General features: G+C 41.7%; 30 protein-coding genes and 2 tRNA genes. 19 read left to right on the top strand and 13 right to left on the bottom strand.

From position 1 onward, the window contains the following. Positions 1–5: 5 nt before the first annotated feature. Positions 6–446: a 30S ribosomal protein S12 gene (locus QXW63_01325; protein MEM3460539.1), complete on the bottom strand. Its 441-nt coding sequence runs from the start codon at positions 444–446 to the stop codon at positions 6–8. A 183-nt stretch (positions 447–629) separates the two neighbouring features. On the opposite strand from QXW63_01325, the gene QXW63_01320 reads away from it, so the two are divergent. Further along, the gene (locus QXW63_01320; protein MEM3460538.1) at positions 630–1,421 is read left to right on the top strand and encodes a biotin/lipoate A/B protein ligase family protein; all 792 of its coding nucleotides are present in this window, start codon (positions 630–632) and stop codon (positions 1,419–1,421) included. Positions 1,422–1,443: 22 nt separating this feature from the next. On the opposite strand, the gene cysS is transcribed toward QXW63_01320, so the two are convergent. From cysS to QXW63_01300, 4 genes are all read right to left on the bottom strand, one after another. Continuing rightward, positions 1,444–2,868: a cysteine--tRNA ligase gene (cysS, locus tag QXW63_01315; protein ID MEM3460537.1), complete on the bottom strand. Its 1,425-nt coding sequence runs from the start codon at positions 2,866–2,868 to the stop codon at positions 1,444–1,446. Positions 2,869–3,399: 531 nt separating this feature from the next. Then, positions 3,400–4,992 carry a tRNA uridine(34) 5-carboxymethylaminomethyl modification radical SAM/GNAT enzyme Elp3 gene (locus tag QXW63_01310; GenBank protein ID MEM3460536.1) on the bottom strand — a complete coding sequence of 531 codons (1,593 nt, stop codon included), beginning with the start codon at positions 4,990–4,992 and terminating at the stop codon, positions 3,400–3,402. A gap of 61 nt (positions 4,993–5,053) precedes the next feature. Further along, on the bottom strand, positions 5,054–6,622 hold the full coding sequence (locus QXW63_01305; GenBank protein MEM3460535.1) for an amidohydrolase: 1,569 nt from the start codon (positions 6,620–6,622) through the stop codon (positions 5,054–5,056). Positions 6,623–6,786: 164 nt separating this feature from the next. Continuing rightward, entirely contained in the window at positions 6,787–6,948 is a 162-nt protein-coding gene (locus tag QXW63_01300; protein MEM3460534.1) for a 30S ribosomal protein S30e, read from the bottom strand. A gap of 71 nt (positions 6,949–7,019) precedes the next feature. On the opposite strand from QXW63_01300, the gene QXW63_01295 reads away from it, so the two are divergent. From QXW63_01295 to QXW63_01280, 4 genes are all read left to right on the top strand, one after another. Next, positions 7,020–7,104: transfer RNA gene (locus tag QXW63_01295), tRNA-Leu, on the top strand. 195 nt (positions 7,105–7,299) lie between these two features. Beyond that, positions 7,300–7,566 (top strand): cupin domain-containing protein, encoded by a 267-nt coding sequence (locus QXW63_01290; protein ID MEM3460533.1) that lies wholly within the window; start codon positions 7,300–7,302, stop codon positions 7,564–7,566. A 420-nt stretch (positions 7,567–7,986) separates the two neighbouring features. Further along, positions 7,987–8,454: a flavodoxin domain-containing protein gene (locus tag QXW63_01285; GenBank protein MEM3460532.1), complete on the top strand. Its 468-nt coding sequence runs from the start codon at positions 7,987–7,989 to the stop codon at positions 8,452–8,454. A gap of 6 nt (positions 8,455–8,460) precedes the next feature. Continuing rightward, positions 8,461–8,865 (top strand): hypothetical protein, encoded by a 405-nt coding sequence (locus QXW63_01280; protein ID MEM3460531.1) that lies wholly within the window; start codon positions 8,461–8,463, stop codon positions 8,863–8,865. A gap of 48 nt (positions 8,866–8,913) precedes the next feature. On the opposite strand, the gene QXW63_01275 is transcribed toward QXW63_01280, so the two are convergent. Next, on the bottom strand, positions 8,914–9,405 hold the full coding sequence (locus QXW63_01275; GenBank protein ID MEM3460530.1) for a hypothetical protein: 492 nt from the start codon (positions 9,403–9,405) through the stop codon (positions 8,914–8,916). 223 nt (positions 9,406–9,628) lie between these two features. Between QXW63_01275 and QXW63_01270 the strand changes: the two genes are divergently transcribed. Then, the gene (locus QXW63_01270) at positions 9,629–10,045 is read left to right on the top strand and encodes a hypothetical protein (protein MEM3460529.1); all 417 of its coding nucleotides are present in this window, start codon (positions 9,629–9,631) and stop codon (positions 10,043–10,045) included. A 95-nt stretch (positions 10,046–10,140) separates the two neighbouring features. Here the strand turns inward: QXW63_01270 and QXW63_01265 are convergent, their stop codons facing one another. Continuing rightward, positions 10,141–10,332, bottom strand: coding sequence for a hypothetical protein (locus QXW63_01265; GenBank protein ID MEM3460528.1), 192 nt, complete (start codon positions 10,330–10,332; stop codon positions 10,141–10,143). Positions 10,333–10,462: 130 nt separating this feature from the next. On the opposite strand from QXW63_01265, the gene QXW63_01260 reads away from it, so the two are divergent. The 3 genes from QXW63_01260 (at position 10,463) to QXW63_01250 (ending at position 11,918) form a co-directional block, all read left to right on the top strand. Next, positions 10,463–10,579, top strand: coding sequence for a desulfoferrodoxin FeS4 iron-binding domain-containing protein (locus QXW63_01260; GenBank protein ID MEM3460527.1), 117 nt, complete (start codon positions 10,463–10,465; stop codon positions 10,577–10,579). A 36-nt stretch (positions 10,580–10,615) separates the two neighbouring features. Further along, positions 10,616–10,888, top strand: a complete 273-nt coding sequence (locus QXW63_01255; GenBank protein MEM3460526.1) for a hypothetical protein — start codon at positions 10,616–10,618, stop codon at positions 10,886–10,888. Between the two features lie 334 nt (positions 10,889–11,222). Continuing rightward, a complete protein-coding gene (locus tag QXW63_01250) occupies positions 11,223–11,918 on the top strand; it encodes a hypothetical protein (protein ID MEM3460525.1) in 696 nt (231 codons plus the stop codon). Positions 11,919–12,147: 229 nt separating this feature from the next. On the opposite strand, the gene QXW63_01245 is transcribed toward QXW63_01250, so the two are convergent. Together QXW63_01245 and QXW63_01240 are read right to left on the bottom strand one after the other, a co-directional pair. Next, positions 12,148–12,225: transfer RNA gene (locus QXW63_01245), tRNA-Ala, on the bottom strand. 39 nt (positions 12,226–12,264) lie between these two features. Continuing rightward, positions 12,265–13,686 (bottom strand): glutamine synthetase family protein, encoded by a 1,422-nt coding sequence (locus QXW63_01240; GenBank protein MEM3460524.1) that lies wholly within the window; start codon positions 13,684–13,686, stop codon positions 12,265–12,267. A 307-nt stretch (positions 13,687–13,993) separates the two neighbouring features. Between QXW63_01240 and QXW63_01235 the strand changes: the two genes are divergently transcribed. Both QXW63_01235 and QXW63_01230 read left to right on the top strand, forming a co-directional pair. Beyond that, the gene (locus tag QXW63_01235; GenBank protein MEM3460523.1) at positions 13,994–15,469 is read left to right on the top strand and encodes a kelch repeat-containing protein; all 1,476 of its coding nucleotides are present in this window, start codon (positions 13,994–13,996) and stop codon (positions 15,467–15,469) included. A 333-nt stretch (positions 15,470–15,802) separates the two neighbouring features. Next, positions 15,803–16,357, top strand: coding sequence for a hypothetical protein (locus QXW63_01230; GenBank protein MEM3460522.1), 555 nt, complete (start codon positions 15,803–15,805; stop codon positions 16,355–16,357). Between the two features lie 69 nt (positions 16,358–16,426). Here the strand turns inward: QXW63_01230 and QXW63_01225 are convergent, their stop codons facing one another. Continuing rightward, on the bottom strand, positions 16,427–16,558 hold the full coding sequence (locus QXW63_01225; protein ID MEM3460521.1) for a hypothetical protein: 132 nt from the start codon (positions 16,556–16,558) through the stop codon (positions 16,427–16,429). Between the two features lie 38 nt (positions 16,559–16,596). On the opposite strand from QXW63_01225, the gene QXW63_01220 reads away from it, so the two are divergent. The 6 genes from QXW63_01220 (at position 16,597) to QXW63_01195 (ending at position 20,014) form a co-directional block, all read left to right on the top strand. Then, positions 16,597–16,743, top strand: coding sequence for a hypothetical protein (locus tag QXW63_01220; GenBank protein MEM3460520.1), 147 nt, complete (start codon positions 16,597–16,599; stop codon positions 16,741–16,743). 181 nt (positions 16,744–16,924) lie between these two features. Then, complete coding sequence (locus QXW63_01215) at positions 16,925–17,101, top strand: hypothetical protein (GenBank protein MEM3460519.1); 177 nt, start codon at positions 16,925–16,927, stop codon at positions 17,099–17,101. A 472-nt stretch (positions 17,102–17,573) separates the two neighbouring features. Next, a complete protein-coding gene (locus QXW63_01210) occupies positions 17,574–17,951 on the top strand; it encodes a transcriptional regulator (protein ID MEM3460518.1) in 378 nt (125 codons plus the stop codon). 3 nt (positions 17,952–17,954) lie between these two features. Then, entirely contained in the window at positions 17,955–18,731 is a 777-nt protein-coding gene (locus QXW63_01205; protein ID MEM3460517.1) for a MinD/ParA family protein, read from the top strand. Between the two features lie 291 nt (positions 18,732–19,022). Then, complete coding sequence (locus QXW63_01200; protein ID MEM3460516.1) at positions 19,023–19,349, top strand: hypothetical protein; 327 nt, start codon at positions 19,023–19,025, stop codon at positions 19,347–19,349. Between the two features lie 35 nt (positions 19,350–19,384). Beyond that, complete coding sequence (locus tag QXW63_01195) at positions 19,385–20,014, top strand: molybdenum cofactor guanylyltransferase (GenBank protein MEM3460515.1); 630 nt, start codon at positions 19,385–19,387, stop codon at positions 20,012–20,014. Positions 20,015–20,022: 8 nt separating this feature from the next. On the opposite strand, the gene QXW63_01190 is transcribed toward QXW63_01195, so the two are convergent. Continuing rightward, positions 20,023–21,318, bottom strand: a complete 1,296-nt coding sequence (locus tag QXW63_01190) for a glutamate-1-semialdehyde 2,1-aminomutase (GenBank protein ID MEM3460514.1) — start codon at positions 21,316–21,318, stop codon at positions 20,023–20,025. A gap of 270 nt (positions 21,319–21,588) precedes the next feature. Between QXW63_01190 and QXW63_01185 the strand changes: the two genes are divergently transcribed. After that, on the top strand, positions 21,589–22,026 hold the full coding sequence (locus QXW63_01185) for a pyridoxamine 5'-phosphate oxidase family protein (GenBank protein MEM3460513.1): 438 nt from the start codon (positions 21,589–21,591) through the stop codon (positions 22,024–22,026). 17 nt (positions 22,027–22,043) lie between these two features. Here QXW63_01185 and QXW63_01180 read toward each other — a convergent pair whose 3' ends face one another. After that, a complete protein-coding gene (locus QXW63_01180) occupies positions 22,044–22,439 on the bottom strand; it encodes a hypothetical protein (GenBank protein ID MEM3460512.1) in 396 nt (131 codons plus the stop codon). A gap of 205 nt (positions 22,440–22,644) precedes the next feature. Here QXW63_01180 and QXW63_01175 point away from each other — a divergent pair, with 205 nt between their 5' ends. Then, entirely contained in the window at positions 22,645–22,782 is a 138-nt protein-coding gene (locus QXW63_01175; GenBank protein ID MEM3460511.1) for an Lrp/AsnC ligand binding domain-containing protein, read from the top strand. Positions 22,783–22,790: 8 nt separating this feature from the next. Here QXW63_01175 and QXW63_01170 read toward each other — a convergent pair whose 3' ends face one another. Then, a complete protein-coding gene (locus tag QXW63_01170; GenBank protein ID MEM3460510.1) occupies positions 22,791–23,192 on the bottom strand; it encodes a hypothetical protein in 402 nt (133 codons plus the stop codon). Positions 23,193–23,231 lie beyond the last annotated feature (39 nt).

The raw sequence follows: 23,231 nt of genomic DNA, 5'->3' as shown, positions 1-23,231 counted from the left end.
CGTTATCACCGTGCAGGTTTCTGCTTTCTTCCGTAAACAAGCTCGTTTAATGAGACACCATTAACCATTATTACTTTCCAGCGCACACCGGGAATGTCTCCCATGCTTCTTCCACGTGAACCGCCGATGCCTTCAACAATTACCTCGTCATGTTCGTCGACAACATTTAATGCGCCGTCTCCGGGCAGAAAAGCAGTTATTGACCGTCCATTCTTTATGAGTTGGGTTCTAACGCATTTGCGTATGGCACTGTTAGGCTGCTTGCTTTCTACACCTACTTTTTCAAGAACTATGCCGCGTGCCATGGGTGCGCCTTCAAGCGGGTCTGCTTTAACGTCCAGCATTAGCATTCGACGTTTATAGTACATGCTACTCCAACGGAACTTGTTCCGTTTTTCTGTGAGTTTTCTTGCGGCGAATTCGCCTTTAGGCGATTTTGAACCCATACTTAGTTTTTCCCTTCGCTACGAGTAATCACAACACTAATATTTAAACTGTAACATGCAAAATTGCCATAGCATCAAAAAATTTTGCAGATAAAACTCATAATTTATTGAGAAGCTCAAACAGACAAAACATAAAAATTAATCATCTAAGCATTAGGGAAATAAAGCAGCGGAGACTTGCAAATGGACAAGTGGCGATTGTTAAAGCTTGAAACCCATTGTGCGTTCATGAATATGGCTGTTGACGAGGCTATATTAACTGCCAGAATCAGAAACTTAGCTCCAAACACTTTAAGGTTTTATTGTTGGAATCCCTCCGCTGTTTCGATAGGCAAATTTCAAGATGTTAGCAATGAGGTTTACTTGAAAAATTGTAGAAAATATGGCGTCGACGTGGTTAGACGAATAACAGGTGGCGGCACGGTCTACCACGACGCTAAAGACGAGATTACCTACAGCGTAATCGCCAAAAAAGACGCTTTAAACGCCAAAGACATAACTGCTGTTTATGCGAAAGTCTACGAGGGAATAGTTGAAGCCTTAAAGATTCTTGGAGTAACCGCTGACTTCAACACGGGCGACGAGAAAACCTGCCCAAACCTTACTGTAAAAGGCAGGAAAATTTCTGGAAGTGCACAGTCTCATAAAAGCAGAGTTGTTTTGCAGCATGGCACTTTGCTTTTGGATGTTGACTTGGAGAAAATGTTCACTTTTCTACGTGTCCCTTGGGCAAGAACGTGCATGCAGGTTGTGAATGTGGCAAAGAACAAGATAACATCGTTGAGGATGGAGCTTGAAAGGAAAGTTTCAGTAAACGAAGCATACCAAGCGTTGGTTAAAGGCTTCGAGAAGGCTTTGAAAGTTCCACTACTGGAAGGTGAACTGACCCCTTATGAGCGTGAACTTGCAGAGAGGCTCTGTAAAGAAAAATATTCAACGGATGATTGGAATATTCACGCCAAAACTAAAGTTTAAAGCATAATTGAGAAATGTAAGCTTAGTGTTTTTCAATTCGCCATTTCACGCCTTGAGGTGTATCTTCAATAATCACGCCCATGGCTTTGAGTTGATCTCGGATTTTGTCGGCTGTTTTCCAGTCTTTGGCTTTTCTGGCTTCTTCTCTTTTGCGGATGAGTTCTTCCGCTTCTTCGGGAAGTTTTTCTTCTTTTTTGGCTTCGCCTATTACTCCCAAGACTTTGTCGAAGCGTAACATTAGGTTGTAGACTTCTTCCGCTTCTTTCTTGCTGAGCAGATTATTATCCATGAGCTTGTTGACTTCTCTGACAAAATCAAATAGTGCGGCTAGTGCGACGCTTATGTTTAAGTCGTCATCCATGGCTTCCTCGAAATTCTTCTGCACTTGCGCCATTAGCTGCGTTATTTTTTCTCCGCTTTCCTTTCCATCAGCATCCAAGAGCCTATGCGTGAAACTTGTTAGGCGGTCTACTGCGTTTTTTGCTGCTTCTAACCCTTCGAATGTGAAGTTTAACTGTTGACGATAATGGGTTGACATTAACAAGTAACGTATAGCCGTGGGATTGTAACCTTTTGCTAACAAGTCCCGCAGAGTGTAATAGTTGCCGTAGCGCTTAGCCATTCTTTTGCCTTCAACAAGCAAATGCTCGTTGTGAAGCCAGTAATTAACGAATTTTTTGCCTGTTGCCGCTTCGCTCTGGGCGATTTCGTTTTCATGATGCGGAAACATGTTGTCCACGCCGCCGCAATGAATGTCAAATGTTTCGCCAAGATATTTCATAGACATTGCAGAACACTCAATGTGCCATCCTGGTCTTCCCTTGCCTAGTTCAGTTTCCCAGAAAACGTCGCCGTCTTCTTCATCCCACGCTTTCCATAATGCGAAATCGCGAGCTTCTTCTTTCTCGTACTCGTCAACTTTCACTCTGGCGCCTGGTTTGAGCTCTTCAATCTTGATTTTTGAAAGTTTTCCATAGTCTTTGAATTTTGAAATGCTGTAATAGATGGAGCCGTCTTCGCCTTTGTAGGCGTAGCCTTTCTCCAAAAGCTTCTTGATTAGGGATATCATCTCGGGGATATGTTCTGTGGCCTTTGGGTAAAGTGTTGCTTTTTGTATGTTTAGAGCTTCTATGTCTTCGAAGAAGGCTTTCGTGTAGTATTCTGTGTATTCTTTTATTGGCATTTGTTTTTTTCGTGAGCCTTTTATTGTTTTGTCGTCAACGTCTGTGATGTTCATGATCTGGGTTACTTGGAAACCGCGGTATTCAAGCCATCGCCGTAGTAGGTCTTCAAAGATGAAAGCGCGGAAATTGCCTATGTGTGCGTAATCGTAAACTGTGGGTCCGCATGTGTACATTTTCACTTTGCCTTTCTCTAAAGGAACAAACTTTTCTTTTTTCCGTGTTAAAGTGTTGAAAAAGTGTATGTTTTCAGTTGAAGTATTCATCGGAGTTTCCCAAAGAAATAGCATAGAAGCCTATTTAAGCATTTTACCTCAAGCCTTTTTCAGTCACATAGCTTTTACTTTTTATGGTAGAAGGGAACAATCTCGGTTAAAAAACAATTCATTTAAACAAAATTCTCGTATCAACAATTCCTAACACGCTTCACCTTAACTTCGAAGGATACAACCCACTAACCATAACCTTGCAACGTCCAAGCAGTACCATCCTGAGGTCATGAAACAGCTGCTCCTTCAAGGAAAACTACCCACTTCTGCATGCGGACTCTGGCAAGTACACATCACAACACCAACTCTACCCCACCTCAGAGATAACCTCTCTACAACAGCGCCACTGGCAACCCACCAGCGTTCACCTATGCCTCAGAGGTATTTACTACCCAAATTACTGACAATCTTGCACGCTAAGAACAATAGAAAACTTCAAAATGACTTGACACTTGGCTAGAACGACAAAGTCAATAGTTATTTCACTCTATAGAGGGGCTATAGCTTTTGCCGAGCACAAAAACACACTTACTTCAGCCTTTTTGACATGTATGCGCCTTCATAGTCGTAGCCAAACCGCATATAATACCGCTTTGTTCCCAAAGCACTGATAACCAAAATCTTTTCAAAACCATACTCTTCCTTCGCTATACGCTCAGCTTCACTTAACAATATACCACCATAACCCTTATGTTGCCACGCTTTAGCAAAACGTTTTCCAACGGGCACTAATGGTCCATAAACATGCAACTCACGCACAACCGCGCAAGGCTCAGCCCTTATTTCTGGTCTATGCGCTTTGGCTGATGGAACACGCAAACGCAAATACCCAACCAGAACGCCATTCTCCACATCCTCAGCCGAAATAAATACTTCCTCACCCTCAGACGCTGCATAACGCCTAACCAATATTTTCACATTGTCAGCATCAGCCTTCACACCATCCACCAACATTCTATGCCCAACCTCCCTACAACGAATACACCCACACCTAATGCCCTGTTCCTTAAGCTTCTCCTGAACCAGCTGACGCAAATTACTACGCTTAACACCAGCAACAATCAGACCAGCAGGAATATCCCGCTGAACACGCATAACACGAACCCAAAAAGGCACCATCTTCTTAACTTCTACAATAAGCTCAGCCGCTTCCTCACTCGTGTATGGCTTATACTCGCCCTTCACATACCACTCATACGCTTTTGTTCCCTTCAAAACCAAACAAGGGTAAATCTTAACCATATCAGGCTTAAACGCAGATTCAGAAAAAACCCTCCTAAAAACCTCCAAATCCCGTTTCCAATCCGAACCAGGCATTCCAGGCATCAAATGATACGCAACCTTCAAACCAGCATCCTTCATTATCCGCGTAGCATCCACAACATCCCCAACACTATGCATCCTACCAACCAAACGATAAACCGCATCATCAGGATTCTGAACACCCAACTCCACACGCGTCACGCCCATGCCAAGCATGTTATCCACATGCACTTCCTTAGCCCAATCTGGGCGCGTTTCTACAGTTACGCCAACATTACGAATTCTACTCGTTTCCGCATTCTTTTTCGCTTTCTCAAGATTCGCAGACTCCTTCTCTGTAATAGCATCTAAACAACGCTGCATAAACCACTTCTGATACTCCAAAGGCGTAGCAGGAAAAGTCCCACCCATCACAATCAACTCCACTTTATCCACACTATGCCCAATCGCCCGCAACTGCTCAACACGACTTTTAACCTGCAAAAACGGGTCAAACCCATGCTGCAAACCACGCATCGCAGCAGGCTCAAAACCCGTATAGCTTTGTGGCACACCAAAAACCGGACCACCAGGACAATAAGCACAAGGCTGTGGTTGTGGACATGCATAAGGCTTCGTCATAACAGCAACAACAGTCACGCCAGAAATTGTGCGTGTAGCTTTTCTCCGCAGAACTGGCAACAACTTACCTTTCTCATCTGGCTTGAGCAAACGGATAATTTCAGAATTCGACGGCACCTTGTCAAGCTGATACTTCGCAGCAACTTGCATCTTAACCCTATTAACATCACCACTAGTAACCTTTGGCATCTGCATCAAGGTGTCAACAAGTTCCCTCAAGACTTTGTTCGCGCTCAAACCCGCAACAACCAAACTAAAATGCATAAAAGAAACAAATAAACCACACTAAACATGCAAGCTACTTTCGCGCGTAAACCACCTTTCCACTAACAATCACCATTTCCACCTTCACATTCCTAATCTCCTCAGGCGAAATATCAAACAAATCATCAGACAAAACAACCAAATCCGCAAACTTCCCAACCGCAATTAACCCTCTTTTATCCTCGTCAAAAGAAGCAAAAGCTGCATTCACCGTGTAAACTCTTAACGCTTCCTCCACACTAAGCTTTTCTTCCGGAAAACTCTTCCTAGCAACAGCAGCCCAAACCCCCAACAACGGACTAATAGGTTCCACAGGACAATCCGAACCAGCAACTACAGTTAATCCTTCTTTCATCAACGTCTTTAACGGGTAAACCCAACGTGCTCTAACGTTGCCAACGCGGTCAACAACCCAAAAGTCCGAAACAACAAAATGCGGCTGCACAGAGGCTATTAAACCCAAACGTTTCATGCGCCTAATCAGTTTTGGATTAAGAACCGAACAATGCTCAATCCTATGCCTATGATTCGCACGCGGAAACGCACGCAAAGCTTTTTCATAAGCCTTCAAAACTGCTTCCACAGCACAATCACCAATTGCGTGAACAGCCAACTGCAAACCAGCCTTGTGTGCTTTCAAAACAAGCTGGTTCAGTTTCCTCTGCGAATAAAGCATAATGCCACACGTTTCAGGCTTGTCAGCATAAGGCTGCTTTAAAGCGGCAGTTCGTGCGCCCAAAGAGCCATCAGCGAAGAGTTTTACAAATCCTATTTTAACCATGTCATTTCCAAAGCCTGAGAGCAAGCCTAAACTGATTATTTCGTCTAAAAGGTCTACTGGAAAGCCCAAATAAACTCTTAGAGGCAGTTTTCCTTCAGCATACAGCCTTTGTATTATGCGCATTTCTTCGGCAGAATTTAGAAGCCAATGAGCACCTGTAAGTCCAGCTTCGACAGCCCTTTTGCATGCCATAATGCATGCTTCTTCAAGTTGCTTTGGGCTTGGTTTTGGAATGGTTCTCCAGACAAGGTCCATTGCATTTTCACGCAATATCCCATTAAGTTCTCCAACAGCTTCGTCTAAGTCTATTTTTCCGCCTTCAACAACAGTTTCCTTAGTTATTCCAGCCAACTGCAAAGCCTTAGTGTTGGCAACTGCAATATGACCACAAATGCGTGTTAAAAAGACAGGCTTGTCTGCAACTGCAGCGTCTAAATCCCAGCGTGTTGGAAAGCGTTTTTCAACGAATTTTTCTTGGTCCCATCTGCCACCCAAGATCCAACTTTTCTCTGCGTTCTTATCGGCATAGTCTTTGAGTTTCTGCTGCATCACTTTTATAGATTGCACATCACGAAGGTCTAAGGTTTGCAGGAACTGTCCGAAGCTTGTCATGTGTACATGGCAGTCAACGAGTCCTGGAATGATTGTTTTGTTTTTTGCGTCGATTACTTCTGTTTTGTTGCCTATGTATCTGCGAATTTCTTTGTTTGAACCTACAGCAGCAATTTTTCTGTTGTGAATGGCTACTGCTTCGGCGTGTGGCTGTTTCTGGTTTAACGTGATAATCTTAGCGTTTAAAATTGCAAGCGTAGCTTTCAGCATGCTTCAAAGTATGTTTAGAAAAGCGAATAAAAGTTTAGTTCTTTCTCGCTACCAAGAATTATTTGTCTATTTTTTTGTGCTGTGCGGAGGTTATAGCCCCTCCCTTATAAATAGGTTGAGACACGTGTTCTAATGTCTTAGGGGGATAGAAATTCAACTATTGTTTAAACCCAGTTTTGTCCAGGTTTTCTCTGCAAAATCAGTCTTTTCTCATAATTGCGCTTGTTTCTAAAGCGTGGGCTGGGGCTTTTCTTTGGCGTAGGCTGAATCTTTGGAGTTTGAGACCTAACTTTTCCAGCCTTTGAAAGCGAACCATGCGTAGGCATCTACACTTCACCGTTTCTAGCAAAAGCCTATAGTAACTCTTAAACCTTTTCATATAACATTTCATTTGCAGGCGGGGGTCGCCGAGCATGGCCAAAGGCGTAGGCTTCAGGAGCCTATCCCGTAGGGGTTCGTGGGTTCAAATCCCACCCCCCGCACTAAATCTCGCTTGAGCGTTTAAACTGTCAACCTCTAGGAATCTAACGTTATAGTTTCAAAGCATCTATGATTTGCTGTGTGGGATAAAACTTAGCCCTTGTGTGCATAAAACTTTACCCCAACCAACCAAATTCAAGGCAAGTGCGGAAAAGTTATAGCTGAACAGAGAGAACTTGTCTAATAGAAGTGAAAATATGGAAAGCAAGGTGATTATGGAAAACGAACGAGTGCGAGTTGTTGACACGCTGTTTAAACCAAGCGACAAAGCACCAATGCACAGCCATCCTGACCATGTAGTATATGTTCTCAAAGGCGGCAAATTGAAAATCACAACTTCGGGAAAAGCGAACGTCTTCGACCTCAAGGCTGGTCAAGCAATCTTCTTCAAAGCCCAATCTCACGAAGTCGAGAACATAGGAAAAACCGATGTTGACCTCTTAGTTGTGGAACTAAAGAAATAGTTCCCTCTTTTTCTTTTATTGCACTCACTAATCTTTAATTGACAATAGAAGAATCTTTCTTTAAAAGCGTCTGTTCGCTACGTTATTCTTGGAGATATCTATGTTAAAGTGGATAACGGGAGATGTCTTCACTTGTCGCTGATACAAACTCGACCTAGACGCGGTGTACTAGCTAGTTCAGCATACGTTTGAACGAATTTGACAGTTTTAAACGACAGTATAAACCTAGCCCCCCGCACCATTTCCGCCAAGTTAAATTCGCTTAATTCTCGCTCGTTTGTAAGCGTAGAATAGCAAAAAATTGACTTCAAATTGCAGGCAGCTTTTGGTTTCAGTTTCAAGTTTTTGTCTTCTGAGTTTTTGTGTTGAGAGTGCATAAATCTTAAAGCTCATGTGATTGATGTAATAGTAGGTGTTGTAATGGTAAAAGTGCTTGTTGTTTATGAGTCGAAGTATGGCAATACTAAGCGTGTAGCAGAAGCAATTGTTGAGGGCATGAACGAGATTGAAAAAATAAACGTTGCAGTTAGAGAACTCAAAGAAGTTGACCTTAAAGAAGTGCCAACATATGATGTTGTTCTGATTGGTTCCCCCAACCACTTTGGCGGACCAACAAGAGGCATAAAGGGCTTTATTGATAAGCTTGGCGAGTTACAGCTGCAAGGGAAAAAGTTCGCTGTTTTTGATACGTATTTGGGAGGAGACTTTGAGAAAGCCGTGAAGAAAATGGAGAAACAAATAAACGAAAAAGCGCCAGGATTAAAGCAGATAATTTCTGGTTTATCAATAAAAGTTCAGGGAATGAAGGGCCCAATTGTGGAAGGCGAGTTGCCTAAATGCAGAGAGTTTGGACGAAAAATATCGGCTCAGCTTAAGCTAGGTGGATGATGGAGCATGGGTAAGGAGAAAGTTGAAGGTTCAAGGTTGCCAACTCGAGGAACCATTATGGTAAGTGCGCTGTGGCTGCTTCAATCTATCGGCAGACTCTATTTTGCATTCGCCGGAATGCCAGAAGGAATGGGTAAGTTTTTAGACGTGCCCATTTCTCCTACAACATCTCAGATATTGTTTGTGATGTTTCTATTCTTAGGCATATGCGGGCTTATTGCTGCTTTCGGTCTCTTGGCAAAACAGAAATGGGGATTTTGGGCTATAATTATGGTTAGCATCGCAACTATAGCCTTTGACATTTGGGGGTTAACAATCCAATACACTGCAGCTATCGGCTTAATTGTTCCAGCCATATCAATCGTTTATCTATACCTTAAAAAATCACAAATGCTAACAAGCACAAACTAAAAACTTCTTATATACACTGGTTAAATAAGAAAAAGGGGAATTTTGTTTTTAACTAGGTGGCGCTGCAGCTTCTGTGGGATATTTCATGAAGGAGACAAAGGCTATTATTGCAGCGACCAAAGCAATCCAGAATCCATAAGACAGATAGGTTGAGTAAGTCACTGTGATTTCTCCAAGGGTTTCTGAAAAACTAGAAAACAAGCCGAATGGTGCACCTAGTCGTGAAAGTTCCATTTGCAAGCCGACTGCAAAAATTATTATTGAAAGCAACGCAAGGATTCCGCCACCAAGTAGAATAGTTTTTCCCTTTGCTATTATACTGCCGACTATTGCTAGTATTCCGCCTATGATAATGAGAGCAAGAGCAGCCCAAACGAACCATGCTTCAAGTGTAAGTCCTGAGACTGTTCCGACATTGTATAGGTATAAGTCGGATGATAGAGAAATTCCTGCTCCGCTGTATGATACTGTCCACCATGGTAGTGCTATGCTGATGAATGCTAGTATTCCAGCGATGATGCCGATGTAGTTTGGTTTCAAATTTTTCCCTCTTTTCTATTAGCATCTTTTATCTATGTATATAAGATTTGCTGAATAATTTTTAACTTCGAGTTTAATTTGCCTCTTTCTTAGCGGTTAGATTGTCAAAAGCGGATATTTTTGAGAGAATTTTGTCTTTTTCGCCTTAAATTTTCTTGTTTTGTTTTTTGGGTAAGATTTAAGTGAACTAGGCATCATTAATATTAAACAGAGTGAAATCGTAATGGTGAACGTTAAAGAAGTCAACCTTAAAGAACCATTAAAAATCGAAAATATCACCATTAGAAAAGATCATTACTTTCCAAACGCATATGTCGTTGACCTTCCTCTGGACTCAGAACCAGATCACGTTTGGCAAGACATTTTCGAAAGAGAATGGCGGACGAGTAGGCATCTTTGGGATAGAAAGCTTTTCTTAATCGGTGACACGTTAAGGCTTGTTGCGACTCCTGAAGACATGGAGGAGAAGATAAGTTGGGTGAAAGAGGTTATTGCAGCAACGAATAAGAGTGTTGAAGACTATAATAGGCGTGTAAGCGTTACAGTGGAAGCTAAGCCTGAAACACAGCGAATAATGATTGAGCATGATGAGATTATAGAGAGAATAAGAGCTGCGCTGAGAAGGGTGCTTCAAGCTTAAGCATTTCTGCAAGTATTATGGCTCAAATGTTGTCTTCATAAACTCTCAGCACTTAGCCTATTCATTTGTGTATAGGGTTTGACTTTTGGCGTGTGTCATTTGAGCATCCATTTTATCCACATGAGCGCTACTATGCCGCATGCAATGGCTCCTGAAGCGATTAGTATTGCTAGTTTTTGCCAGAAGTCGAAACTGCCAGCGAAGAATGCGAGATAAAGCACTATGAAGGCCAGCCAACCTACACCGATTATAACTGTTGCTGCTACTCTTGGGCCTAATGAGTTCATGATAATCATGTTATTTAGAGAGCTAATATGTTTTGTGACTGTTTTTCCTACGCTTATTCGCGTTTGTTAGTTGTGTTAGAAAATAAATACTTAAAGGAACAATAGGTGTTGTGTGCGAGGTGAAACATGAATGACTAAGGTTGGAGAGGTTTTTCTCTGTGAAATATGTGGTAATAAACTCAAGGTTTTGGAAGCCGGAAAGGGCACGCTGGTTTGTTGTGGTAAACCAATGAAACTTGTCAAGTAGATAATTGACACTGAGAAAAAAGGGGCGACGAATCGTATGAGTGAAGTTCGATATTACAAGGGAAAGTATAAGGTTAAGATTTTGGCGGAAAGTCGAGGAAACTGGATTGTGGAAGCTTTAGAACCTTTTGAGGATAAGGTTTACGGCGAAAAAGTGGAAGTTAAAACCGGCGAAAGGCGCATTGTTGCTCCTAACTTGCTTTTTAAGAGAAGAAGTTTGCCTGCACCGCCAAAAGAGCATGTTTACGAGTTAAAGATGGAGAAGAAGCTAAAGCGGTTAATTGCAAAGGAAGAGAAAAATAAGCAATAAGCGATTACGATATGCCTATTTACTGTCTTTTCTTTTGTGCTCTGCGAAAGTTATAGCCCCCCTTATAAATAGGTTGAACCTTGACTTCTAACGTTTTTATGCGTTTATGGAACTGTAATGTGACTTCTGAGATGCGAGAGTTAGGCGTCCCGGAGAATATGTGGAAAGGCTTGGAGAGGCTTAAATGGATTTAAGATAAAGCATATTTGAAAGTGTAGCTTCCAAAGCGCTCTCTTAATCTGCAAAATGAAATTGATATATCTAAAACATTCCGCGCGCTTCCGCAAACGTTTATCTAGATAGTTGAACATACAAGTTGATAGTGTGTCTCAAATTGTCCTCTAAGGATACGAAAAGTGTGATTTTCTTTCGAGTTGGCTTTATCGGCTGTGTTGCGGGTTTCTTAGGCTGGTTCACTTGGTTTTTACTTGTACTTTTGAATTTGATTAGTTATCGGCTTGGTTATGGCTATTCAAGTGCCATCAGCGGAATATTCTTTCAATCAGGAGTTTACTCCATTATTGTTTACGGTTTTTTCTTAGCCTCATTCTTACTTGGCAGTTTTGCTTGCTTTGGATTAAGAATTAGGTATAACTCAGTAATAGCCTTATTATGTGGCTTTTTACATCTTGCTGGCTTCGCAGTGATGTGTTATTCAATTGCCAGCTTTTACCTTTTGAGAAGCTATATTTGGATGACTGCTAACTTTTTGGCAATTCTGAATATTGGAATGTTAGTTTGGGGAGCTACTCTTTTGGAAGTTAGGAAATCTCTTCCATACCCAAAACTTGCCCTATTGAGTGGGGCTATCCTTATCATTATAGCGATTTTAACTTTAACATGGTTTTGGCAAGTAAGCCTATACTGGGGAATTGAGTTTTGGTTCGTCCTTTTGGGTGGTTATATACGATTTGCATGCTTGACATTGCGTTTATTTTCTACAAGCTTTCAAGGTAATTTTCGCACGCGAAAATTTAAGCAGAACTCTTCCATTAACATCTTTGGAGTTTATGCCAAAAAAGAAGTTTAAGAGGAATATGCCTCCAAGCTCATACAATACCCTGCCATACTATTTTCCAGCAGAACAAGTGGATGTTGTAAGAAAGTTAAAGCTAAAACCGAGGACAAAAAGAAGAGTCAAGCATAAGTGACTTACCCTTTGTTCTTGTTTCACAAAACTTTAGACTTAGCTTTTTTATACTTCAGAAAGGAAGTTTAAAAAACCGTTCATAAAAGGACTGGTGTGCCAATGCTGTATCTGGTGGACGGGGCGGGATTCGAACCCGCGGCCTCCACGATGCCAACGTGGCGATCATACCAGGCTGATCTACCCGCCCGTGTTAGAGTAACATTTTTGGATATGCTATAAGTGTTTCTCAACCGTAATGCAGATACTGCTTTAGCATGTTCTCGATTTTGCCTGGTTTGTCTGCTAAGTTTTTCCATAAATCTTTGTCCTTGTAAGCTCTCAGTTTTTCTATTGTCTTGTCGACTAGTTTTTTTGGAAAAACGCCGTTTGCTTCATAAAAGCGTCTATCCTTTTGTAGGTGCTTGGCGGATTCATTGCATGAGCGTGGCAAGACTTTGAGCCTTTTTCTTTTGCTGCCTACTGCTTCAACGTGCAAGGTCTCAGCAATTTTCAACACTTCTTCGGATTTTTCCAGTCCATAGTTAACTGCAACTGCTACTCCAGCAAAAAGCAAGTAAGCGTTTGCAAATGGGTCTGGTGCTCGGTACTCTAATGTTTCTCGACAGTTACCTTTTTCTACGCTTCCTTTTTTGAAGCTCCACCACAATGGAATGCGAATTAAAGCGAGGCGGTTGCGGGCGCTCCAGCAAATGTTCATTGGTGATTCTTTGCGTGCGACAAAACGTAAGTATGATACTGGTGTTGGATTTCCAAAAGCCGAAAGACTTGGCGCAAACTTCAGTATTCCGCCAATCATTTTTAATGCGTCTGCGCTTAAAGTTCCGTTTGGATTCGCAACTATGTTTTCTCCATTTTTAAACCCGCACAAGTGAATGTGCAATCCGTTTCCGGCATGTTCCAAAGCTATTTTCGGCGAAAATGAAGCAGAGACACCATATTTCGCGCATGTATTCCGGATTACCCATTTTGCAATCGCGATTGATTCAGCCATGTCCGTTAGATTCTGTGGCAAAAATTCTATTTCTTGCTGTTCCATGAGCATGTTATCCTTACTCAGCATCCAACCAACTTCGCTGTGACCATATTTCGTGCCAATTCCAATGTTAGCCAGCGTAACTAGAATCTCGTTTCTTAGACTTTCAAATTTCGCGAAAGGCGCAGACTCATGATAATTTTTGTCCGCCGCTCCTGGAAAAAGTATATCGCCTTCTGACTTGGAAATTGCGTAAAACTCTAGCTCAGCCAGAACCTTCAAGGTAACACCGCTTGAAGAATACAATTTTTCTTCTGCCCTAGCCAAAACGTTTTTGGGGGCAACATCCAAAGGTTTACCATGCTCATCCAAATAGTCACAGAGAATATTCAAAGTGGGCGCAGGCGAAAAAGGATTCAAAAATGTTTTGCCAAGTCTTGGCACAATGTAAATATCACTTTTTCCAGGCTCGATAAAAGAGAAAAGGTTTGAACCATCAACTCTTTCGCCGAACTCCAAAATTTTATAAATTCTGTTAGAGTCATTCGCTGAAAAACTTAAAGTTTTTAATCGTCCATCTTCGGGAATGTGGCACAAATTTACTATTTTGATGCTGTTTTCGGTTATAAACTTGACTACTTCATCCTTTTCAGAGAAGTGTAATGTTTTTTGCATGAAACTCTCTCCGTGGGTATCCTACTCTTTTGAAAACCGCTATTTTAATCCTCTCGTAGAGCTCCATGAAAATCATGTAACACCTTTTCAAATTTAAATCTGCCCGCACGTTTTCGCCAAAAATAGAGCAACTTTTGAAATTTATGCCAGACAAGTTTGACATCTTGCTTTTGAGAGAAAGCGTCAAAATACGCTTAAAAAACAAAAGAACGATTTTGGATACGTGCGCTTTCGCATCTATGAACTGCCAAAAAATTATAAAGGATTCATCAGATATCATACGCTTTGAAAAAAGGAGTTAGACAGCTTGAAATTGAAAAACCCGATTGTTTGTATTGGAATACTTATCGGCCTTCTAATGCTTGGGTTAGTTCCATTTAATCGAGGATTTGCAGAAACAATGCCATCTCCATCCTGGAGAATAAAGACCAACATGCCAACCGCAAGATCACAAGCAGCGGTAATAGCTGGAGATGATGGACTAATTTACGTCATGGGCGGATGGGCTGGTGGCTCTGTATTGAATGTTGTTCAAGCGTATGACCCGGTAACAGAGACATGGCGCAATCGAGCGCCGATGCCCATTGCAGTTAGAGGAGCAGCAGTTGCCAAAGGACTCGACGGAATAATTTATGTAATCAGTGGATGGGATGACAGTGATGAAATAGCCGCAGTTCAAGCCTACAATACCACCTCAAACTCGTGGACAGCCAAAGCAGATATACCTATCAGAGCTTGGATGGCCGGAGCTACAACAGGCAACGATGGCAAAATCTATGTGATTGGCGGTGAATCATACAATGTTGGACTATATTACAGCAACCTCACGCAGATATATGACCCTTCCACTGACACGTGGACCAACGGCACTCAGATGCCCACAGGAAGAAGTGAACTAGGCGTCGTGAAAGGTCCAGACGGATTAATATACGCTTTTGGAGGATACAATGGAACCGCGCTATCTGTTGTAGAAGCTTATAATCCATCTACTGGAACATGGGTTAAAAAAGCAGCAATGCCTAAACCTAAACTGGAATTTGGAGTAGCTTTAGGACCAGACAACAGAATCTACATCATAGGTGGAGGAGCTGACTATAGTAATAATGAGGCACCATTCTATGACAGCGTTGAAGTTTACGACCCAAAAACTGACACATGGAGCACGCCAACCTGGCAAGAGTCTTACCTGCCAACACGGAGAAAAGAACTAGGCGCTGCTGTAGGCAAAAACGGAAAAATCTACGCGATAGGCGGATGCAATGGCGCTTACCTTCAAGCAAATGAAGAAGCAACCATTATACTACCTGAAAACGTGAAACCCACAGCCTACATTGACTCTATAACGCCAAATCCAATAGTTACTGGAGAAAACATAACATTCACTGGGCACGGCACAGATTCCGACGGTTCAATTGTTGCCTACGAGTGGAGGTCCTCTATTGATGGGGTGATTGGCAATACTGCAACGTTCAAAACTTCAACCTTGTCAAAGGGAACCCACACAATCTACTTTAGCGTAAAAGACAATTCTGGAGCATGGTCAAACGAAGCAGTAGCCACCGTTACGGTTAATGTTCCAACGACTGAAGACCCACTCTATCAAGAATTGCAGCAACAAAACTCAGACCTAACCGATAAAATAAATGGTTTAACACAGAAACTTGACATGATGACATACGCCCTTCTTGGAGCAATAATAATCGCCATAGTCCTCGGCATAGCCACAATAGCATTGATGATTCGAAAGAAAACACCGCCTCCGCCAAAGCCTCCCACCCAATAGTCTCCACGCGCATATTCCATTTTTTTCTTTCTCGTTTTCAACAAAAACAACATGACATCAACCAGCGAAAGCATAGCTAACCCCAAAAATTGTTTTAAAAATGTTTTTTGCACATGCTATTGATATGAACGGAAAAAAGCTATTCAAAAAACGAAAATGGAAACAATATCCGCTTGAATAAGACCATGGAAAAAGACCATGCCTAACGCCAAGCATCATGCACTTTATTCTTAATAAGTATGGATACGTCTTCCTATGGATAAGTTTTGAGGATTCGCTACGTTTATTTATAAAGAATGGACATTATAGGTTGAAGAAAAGGGAGAAAGAGCGATGTCTAGAAAAGCTCCATCGAAAGACGAAGCCTTAGAAGCACTGGACTTTATAGTCAATGTTCTGAAGGAACACGAGAAAGACTTGGACCGCTTGATAAGCGAGCTGGGCAACATAGCTGAAAAACTGGGCACTGCGGGCGAGTTTAGTGGAAAGATAGAGAAGGTTGAAGAAAGATTAACCACTCTACAGAATGAAATTGCAAACTTAATCACTTACCTATCAACCACGCATGAGACGCCCCAACTGCCAATCCAAGCACCTCAAGAACAAAAAACCGAAACACGCCAAGCCAGAGAAACCCGTGGTCCGCCAGTTATTCTGCGCTGCAAGCAGTGGGAAGATTTCTTGACGCTCGCTTACCAAGCTGAAACCTTGTCTTTCCTATATCGCGAAGCTGAGAAGAGTTTTCAGGCAGATGCTTTGAAGAATGGGCAGATAATAACATACAGTGGTGAGCTTCCGAAGTATACTTCTCTTTTGAAGACGTGGCTTGCGAAACAGTTGGATGTACCGGAAAAGAAGATTTTGGAAGGTATTTTGGCTATCGGCTGAGTTATGCGTTCATGTTTGTATGTTCTTTTTATTCAGTAATCTTTTTATAGCTGGCTTGTGTCTTAAGTCTTACGATGCAATTGGAGGGCTAAGGTTGAAGGCTAAGCCACAATCAGCCGAGAATCGGTTTTTCCGTTTTTCGAAGCCTTCTCCTTTCTCCTCGATGACGGAAAGTGGCTGGTTGGACTTGCCGACAAACAATGAAAGCCCTCCACAAAAACGTTAAGGCGAATAAGCTAATGAGCGAAAACGAACGTGTAATACGAAAAATTCGCGAAGAATTCTTAAAATTCGAAAAGACAATGGAAGAACTACATTTCCTCAGAAACGTAGCGCAAGACCTTAAAAGTTTCAGAAAAATGATGAAATTAAAAAGATACGACTAGAAACCGCTTACGTTTTGTTATGTGAAAACACTTAGTCTCTCTCTTATAAATAGGTTCAAATGCAGGCTGGACTTTAGTGGATTGTCCATTGACTTTCTCCTTTCGGAAAGGTATCGATTTCTGTTATTGCATAAATTTCATAGAATAAGACAACCCATGTTTTAACTGTTAAGAGGTTTATGTGGCTGTGACCGCTACTACAAAACCTGTGGCAATGTTATTCAGTGTTTCACCTGAAGAGTTTAATCCTGACCCCTCTATGTATTTGACCGCTGGGGTTTGGGCTTTTACGCTTGACGAGCAACAATTCGCAGCCTGCACAACAGTCCAGTACGGCTTAAGCCTTCACCCAACATGACCATAAAATTTCTTTTCTTTCATTTTTATATTTGTATTTCACATCTTTCACAGTTTTGTCTGCATGTAATATGGTTGAACCTTTATGTTAGAAGTTGAATGTGAATGGGTAGTTTAGTGTGGTTTTGCGTTTTGTGGACGGTATAGCCTCTCTAAAAATAGGTTGAACGGTCGGTCCTATTTTGATGGGAAGAATAGTCGGTAGGAAAACTTGCTCTAGAGAGCTGGTAGGTAATTGTCCAAAAAGGGTGATGTTTGTTTATTTCTGAATTCATGAGAGGTGGATGGATATATTATTTTTAGGCAGTATTACAATACACCTATACATCTCAGGAGAATTGCGGAGAAAATTTGGCATTTAGTGTAAGTAGTGGACGTTTACTTTAAGAATCATTATGGATGTTTCGCAAGACTTAATAAACGCTTTATGCTCTAAACTATTGTACACGTGTAAAACACATAGGGGAACCAGCGTGGCTAAACAGGAATCTCTTGGGAAAAAACCTTTACAGGTACTTGAGAAAATCAGGGAAAATCTGGAAAGGTTAAACGAGAAAATGGAAGTTATGATTGAATTGCAAAAACATGGCAGAAAGGACATTCAACCCCTTCCAGAAACACCCTTAGACGTTATGACCTTACTTTCCATGCCAGATCACTTAAGAAAAACAGCCATGACCGTTTGCAGGCTCGGACGTGCCACAGCCGATGAGATAGCTCAACAAACGCACAGAGCTAGAGCTGTGGAAAGCGCGTATCTTAACCAGCTTGTCATTATGGGGTACTTGAAGAAAGAAAGGAAAGGACGAAAGGCGTATTTCTACGTGGATAGAGAAAGTCAAGGAGGGTAAGCATTGGGCAAGATAATTGCGGTTCATTCCTATAAAGGTGGAACGGGGAAAACTCTTCTTTCAGTTAATTTGGCCGCAACATTCGTTAAGCTTGGAAAGAAAGTTTGCCTGTTTGACCTTGACTTTCGAGCTCCAAGCCTTGCCACGCTCTTGAAGATTGAAAAGGCGGAACATTGGTTAAACGATTATTTGAATGGAACATGTGAAATCGACAAAGTCTTGGTGGACTTAAGCGACAGAATTCACAATGGCGGCAAGCTTTTTGTAGGATTCGCTAATCCAACAACAGAAGCAATCAGAGACATGACCGCGAAAGATAGGAAGTGGGAAATGCGCGCTTTAGGAAGACTATTATCTCTTAGAACTTCTCTTTTAAATGATAAAGGCTTTGACTATCTAATTTTTGACACAAGTCCTGGCTTGCAGTACTCTTCTATAAATGCTATTGTAGGCGCTGATATTGTACTTGTAGCGACAACCTTTGACAGGTCTGATGTTGATGGCACTCGACGCATGTTGCGGGAACTTTACGATTTATTCGAGAAGAAGACGGAAATTGTGCTGAATAAGGTTTTGCAGGATGTTGTCTCAAAGTCTGGAAAAGAGGCGATGCAAGCTAAGGTTAAAGATTTGTATATGGTTCCTCTGTTAGGAGTTATTCCTTGTTTCTGTGACATTTTAAAAGGGGAAGGAAACATCATTTTTGCTCAAGAGAAACCAGAACATCCATTCACGAAAATCTTGGAAGAAATAGCAAGTAAAATAGATAAAATGCCTTAAGTGTTCATTGTCCTGCTATTTTATTCACTAATTGGTAGATTTTGCAGGTTTTGCACTTTTCGTATTCTTTTTCCTCGCATTGTTTGCATATTAGACGGTTTAGTTCTTTGATTTCGGAGTTCATTGTTTTCTCCCTTCTCGGTGGATATATTAGTTCTGTGTTTGGTAATATACTGTATTCCGTTCTCGTAATATTTCATACACCGAACTTATTTATTATCATACATTCAACACAAAACACGATAATTTTATATCCGCTTTGCATGTTAACATTTGATGGGGTGTTTAAGCTTGAACAAGAACGTAGCTTTAACAGCGCTGGCGTGGGGTTTGTTTTTCGTCCTCATTGGTATAAGCTGGGCGCTGACAAACTATTATGTTATAGATATTGTGCCTTATGTGGCTTTAGGGGCAGGTTTGATTTTGATAGGGCTTAATATCGCGAGAACAAGTATGGAAATGGGCTTGAGCAAGTTCAGCTTGTTTATCGGGATAATAGCGTTTGCTTTTGGTGGAGCAGGGTTAATGGGATATAAATTGCCATTGCTTGAGACAATTATAGTGTTGATTGGTTTGTTCATTATCGCTGAAGCAGTAAGGTCGCTAACAAAATCTTGATAAGCATCATTCAATTAGAAACTGGAGACTAGCCTTTGAATAGGTCAGCAATTATTCTCGCAGGCGGGTTCTCAAGCAGGCTTGGACAAGATAAGGGATTGCTGCAGTTAGCAGGCAAACCTCTTGTGGAGCATGTCTTGGATGCTGTTTCTTCTGTTATTGAAGAACGGATAGTTGTTGTTAGCTCTGGTTTGCAAGCCGATAGCTACAAAAAACTTCTCGATTCGAGTGTGAAAGTTGTTGTTGACGATGGAGAATTGCATGGACCGCTTGTGGGCACGAAATCAGGTTTTAAAGTGGCGTCTGGAGATTTTTCTCTTCTTCTTCCATGTGATATGCCTTTTCTTTCTAAAGATGTTCTTTCTCTTCTTTTTGAGTTGTGTGTGAATAGGTCGGCTGTGATTCCGAGGTGGCCGAATGGTTACATAGAGCCTTTGCATGCGGTATATCAGACTAGAATGGCTTTGGAAGCTGCTGAAAATGCGTTGAGAATGGATGAAGTGAATATTCGCTCTATGGTGGATAAGCTGAAGGGTGTGCGTTTTGTTTCTACGCTTGTATTGCAGCAATTAGACCCTGAACTTAGAACATTCTTTAATGTTAACACTCTGCTTGACCTTAAGAAGGCTGAAAACATGCTTAAAATGCGAAAGGGCAGAATTTAATGGAATTTTTAGGCAGCTTTGTTTTGTTTTGCGTATTTTTCCGTTTCTGCAAACAGTTTCTCTACGTCTGCCTTTGAGTGAGCTGTGCTGAGGGCTCCCGTGTGTGCTGGCAAGAAGAAAATTCCATTAGCTATCAGTTTTAAATCATACTCAACAAGCTTTTTTCTGTCAGCCTTGAACACTGCAGTGGCATCTTTGACGGTTTCTCGCGTGAAATGAATGTTGAACAGTGAGCTTGCGCCGACAACTTGCACGTCAACGCCATGCGCTTCAAAGATTGCTCTTAATTGTTCTCGTATCTTGTTTCCCAACTTGTTCAGCTTATCTATTGAAAGGCCATCTTCCAAGATTTTTAATGTGGTTAAGCCAGCTGTCATGGTTATCGGGTTTGCCGTGAATGTTCCGCCGTGAAATGAGAAATGTGGGCGTTCGTAAATGCGTGAATCTATTCTTTCCATGATTTCGTGTGGTCCACAGAAAGCGCCAACCGGGAAACCTCCTCCGAGAATTTTTCCGAAAACTGTCAAGTCTGCTTTTACGCCGTAATATTGTTGGGCACCACCTGGAGCTAAGCGGAATCCGGTGATTACTTCGTCAAAGATTAATAGTATGTTTTTTTCGTTGCAGAATTCTCTTAGTCCTTTCAAAAACTCTTTTTCGGCGGGAATCCCTCCGCCTGCGCCTAATATTGGTTCGATGATGATGGCTGCGACTTCCGTGTCTTTCAGTTTTTTCTTTGCTCCTTCTAGGTCGTTGAAGGGTAAACAAATGGTGTCTTTTACTGCGCCTTCTGTTAATCCGGCAGATTCTGGAATGTCAAAGGGATGTTTGACGCCTACGTGAAGTGCGTCGTAGCCTCCGTGCCATCCTCCTTCGAATTTTGCGATTTTCTTTTTGCCCGTGTATGCTCGTGCGAGTCGTGTGGCGTACATGTTTGCTTCTGTTCCGGAGTTTGTGAAGCGGGTCATTTGGGCGTTGGGAACCATTTTTTTGATTTGTTCTGCGAGTGTGATTTCTAGTTCGTGGCATGTTCCATAGTGGGTTCCGTTTTCTAATTGTTTTTTCACTGCGTTTATGATTTTGGGTGGACTGTGTCCGAGTATGAGTGCGGTGTGTCCGAGCCAGAAGTCGACGTATTCGTTTCCGTCTACGTCGTAGAGTTTGCTTCCTTTGGCTTTTGCGGTGTAGAATGGGTATGGTTCGAAAAATCTTATTCCGTATGAAACTCCTGCTGGGAGAACTTTTTGGGCGCGTTCATGTAATTTTTTTGAGGTTGGAGTTTTTGATGTGTAATCTTCAAACATTTTTTATTGTCCTTCTGGCTTTTTTGTTTATTATTGAATTTTCTTATTATGTTTTCCATGTTTTCTTTTTTAAACTATTTTGCTTGTCAAGTTTGCTTTTCCAATTTTTATAGGAGAAATTATGTGCGTTGTGGAAATATAGCCCCTCCCTTATAAATAGGTTGAACCTTGACTTCTAACGTGTTTAGTCGTGTGTTGTTGCGTAGGCTTTATTTGTGTGGAGTTTTGTGTGGTTGGTTGGTGTCGTTTATGTGTGCAGAGGAGATGAGTTTGACAGAGGTTGAGCAGTTTTTGTGTTGTGCGCGTGTTGGCAGGTTGGGTGTGGTGCTTGAGGATGGGACGCCTTATGTTGTGCCAGTTGGTTTTGGGTATACCAATGGTAAGGTTTTCTTTCACACTTGCAGTAAGGGTTTGAAGATGGATGCGTTGAGGCGAAATGCGAATGTGTGTTTTGAAGTGGATGAAGCGTTGTCGAATGCGTCCATGTTCAAGAGTGTGATATTGTTTGGCAAAGCAGAGATTATCAGCGACAAAGAGAAGATGATACCTTACCTGCAAAAGCTAATAGACAAATACCGCGTTCCAGAAAACTTTGACACATGTATGAGCAAGCCGGGAAGAAATAGAGAAAAAGAGCTAGAAGCAGTAAGAATAATCACAATAACACCAAACAAAATCACAAGTAAAAAATGGATTATGAAACCGTAAAAGAATGAAAAGCTCTATTATGTCTTGGTTAGTTCTATGACTTTTTCTCTGATTTGCTCATAAGTTTTCCATGCTTCTTCTTTGTTCATGCCGTATGGGTCTTTGATGTTCCACACTATTATCTTGTCTTTGCATTCTGGACATAAGCTCAACACGTAATCTTTATGCCTATCTTCCATTGCTACGATAACATCATACTCCATTAACCGCTTACTGCCTAGGCTTTCTGGCTTACTCTTCAAAAATTGCTCCGCACCTTCCATCGCCAAATACTCTTTAACCTCTTCAGCTATAGGAATAGCCACATGCACACCAGCAGAATCCACCGTCCAATCAGGCTTAAACTTCCGTAACAAAGCCTCCGCTAAGGGGCTTCTATGCGCGTTACCAGAACACACAAACAACACACGCACGCTCAACCACCATGCCTTAACTATTCATTGAAGTTTTATAAACACAAACCACAAAATAAAGCAATAGAGGAAGAAAGGAGCATGACAGTAGAAGCCTACATCCTATTCAAAGTCGCCTCAGGCAGAGAAAGAGAAGCCTGCCAACAAATTGCAAAAATAAAAAGAAGTCACAACAGCAAGTGTAGTCTATGGCGAATACGACTTAATAGCAAGAGTCGCCGTTCCAGAACTCCACGCACTAGAAGATTTCCTATCCGAAAAAATAAGAAAAGTGCCAAGCATCATCCTAACATCCACAATGGTCATAGCCCAAGAATGCAAACAAAAACAAACCAAAAAATAATCATGAAATCATGACGGCGGCCTTTTCTGTGCATATTGATATCTGCGTGGTTTTCCTTCTCTTGTTAGTATTCCATCTTTTACTAAGTCTATCAACGCATGAGCCACCGCAGTTCGGTCGTAATGAAAGCCACGCTTTGCCATTTCACTGTGCACTTCACTTAGACCTTTAGGCGTTGAGAACCATCCTTCCTTCCAGAGTTTCTCAATGACTGTTTTGCACGTTTCTGCTCTCGGTTGCGCTTGAACCCGCTCGCTTATCAACGATGTCTCTTTCAGCTTCTCAGTTACGGTGGAAAGGATTTTATCCACTGTCGCTTGCAACTGGTCTTCTTGGCATTCTATTTCGAATTCCACGTCGCCTATTTTCATTTTTACGCGTATTGGTGGTTTTTGGCTTGTTTCTGTCAATTTTCCACCTTGTTGCTTATTGTATTGTGCATCTTGTTC

Source organism: Candidatus Bathyarchaeia archaeon (assembly GCA_038873195.1).
GTDB lineage: Archaea > Thermoproteota > Bathyarchaeia > Bathyarchaeales > Bathycorpusculaceae > DSLH01.
This window is presented reverse-complemented; position numbering and strand designations above follow the sequence as displayed.

Coding starts and splice junctions, on each gene's coding strand:
- QXW63_01290 (MEM3460533.1), top strand. CDS start 7,300: ATGGAAAGCAAGGTGATTATGGAAAACGAACGAGTGCGAGTTGTTGAC.
- QXW63_01230 (MEM3460522.1), top strand. CDS start 15,803: ATGTCTAGAAAAGCTCCATCGAAAGACGAAGCCTTAGAAGCACTGGAC.
- QXW63_01265 (MEM3460528.1), bottom strand. CDS start 10,332: ATGAACTCATTAGGCCCAAGAGTAGCAGCAACAGTTATAATCGGTGTA.
- QXW63_01320 (MEM3460538.1), top strand. CDS start 630: ATGGACAAGTGGCGATTGTTAAAGCTTGAAACCCATTGTGCGTTCATG.
- QXW63_01255 (MEM3460526.1), top strand. CDS start 10,616: ATGAGTGAAGTTCGATATTACAAGGGAAAGTATAAGGTTAAGATTTTG.
- QXW63_01325 (MEM3460539.1), bottom strand. CDS start 446: ATGGGTTCAAAATCGCCTAAAGGCGAATTCGCCGCAAGAAAACTCACA.
- QXW63_01260 (MEM3460527.1), top strand. CDS start 10,463: ATGACTAAGGTTGGAGAGGTTTTTCTCTGTGAAATATGTGGTAATAAA.
- QXW63_01300 (MEM3460534.1), bottom strand. CDS start 6,948: ATGCCTACGCATGGTTCGCTTTCAAAGGCTGGAAAAGTTAGGTCTCAA.
- QXW63_01220 (MEM3460520.1), top strand. CDS start 16,597: ATGAGCGAAAACGAACGTGTAATACGAAAAATTCGCGAAGAATTCTTA.
- QXW63_01280 (MEM3460531.1), top strand. CDS start 8,461: ATGGGTAAGGAGAAAGTTGAAGGTTCAAGGTTGCCAACTCGAGGAACC.
- QXW63_01270 (MEM3460529.1), top strand. CDS start 9,629: ATGGTGAACGTTAAAGAAGTCAACCTTAAAGAACCATTAAAAATCGAA.
- QXW63_01190 (MEM3460514.1), bottom strand. CDS start 21,318: ATGTTTGAAGATTACACATCAAAAACTCCAACCTCAAAAAAATTACAT.
- QXW63_01285 (MEM3460532.1), top strand. CDS start 7,987: ATGGTAAAAGTGCTTGTTGTTTATGAGTCGAAGTATGGCAATACTAAG.
- QXW63_01305 (MEM3460535.1), bottom strand. CDS start 6,622: ATGCTGAAAGCTACGCTTGCAATTTTAAACGCTAAGATTATCACGTTA.
- cysS (MEM3460537.1), bottom strand. CDS start 2,868: ATGAATACTTCAACTGAAAACATACACTTTTTCAACACTTTAACACGG.
- QXW63_01240 (MEM3460524.1), bottom strand. CDS start 13,686: ATGCAAAAAACATTACACTTCTCTGAAAAGGATGAAGTAGTCAAGTTT.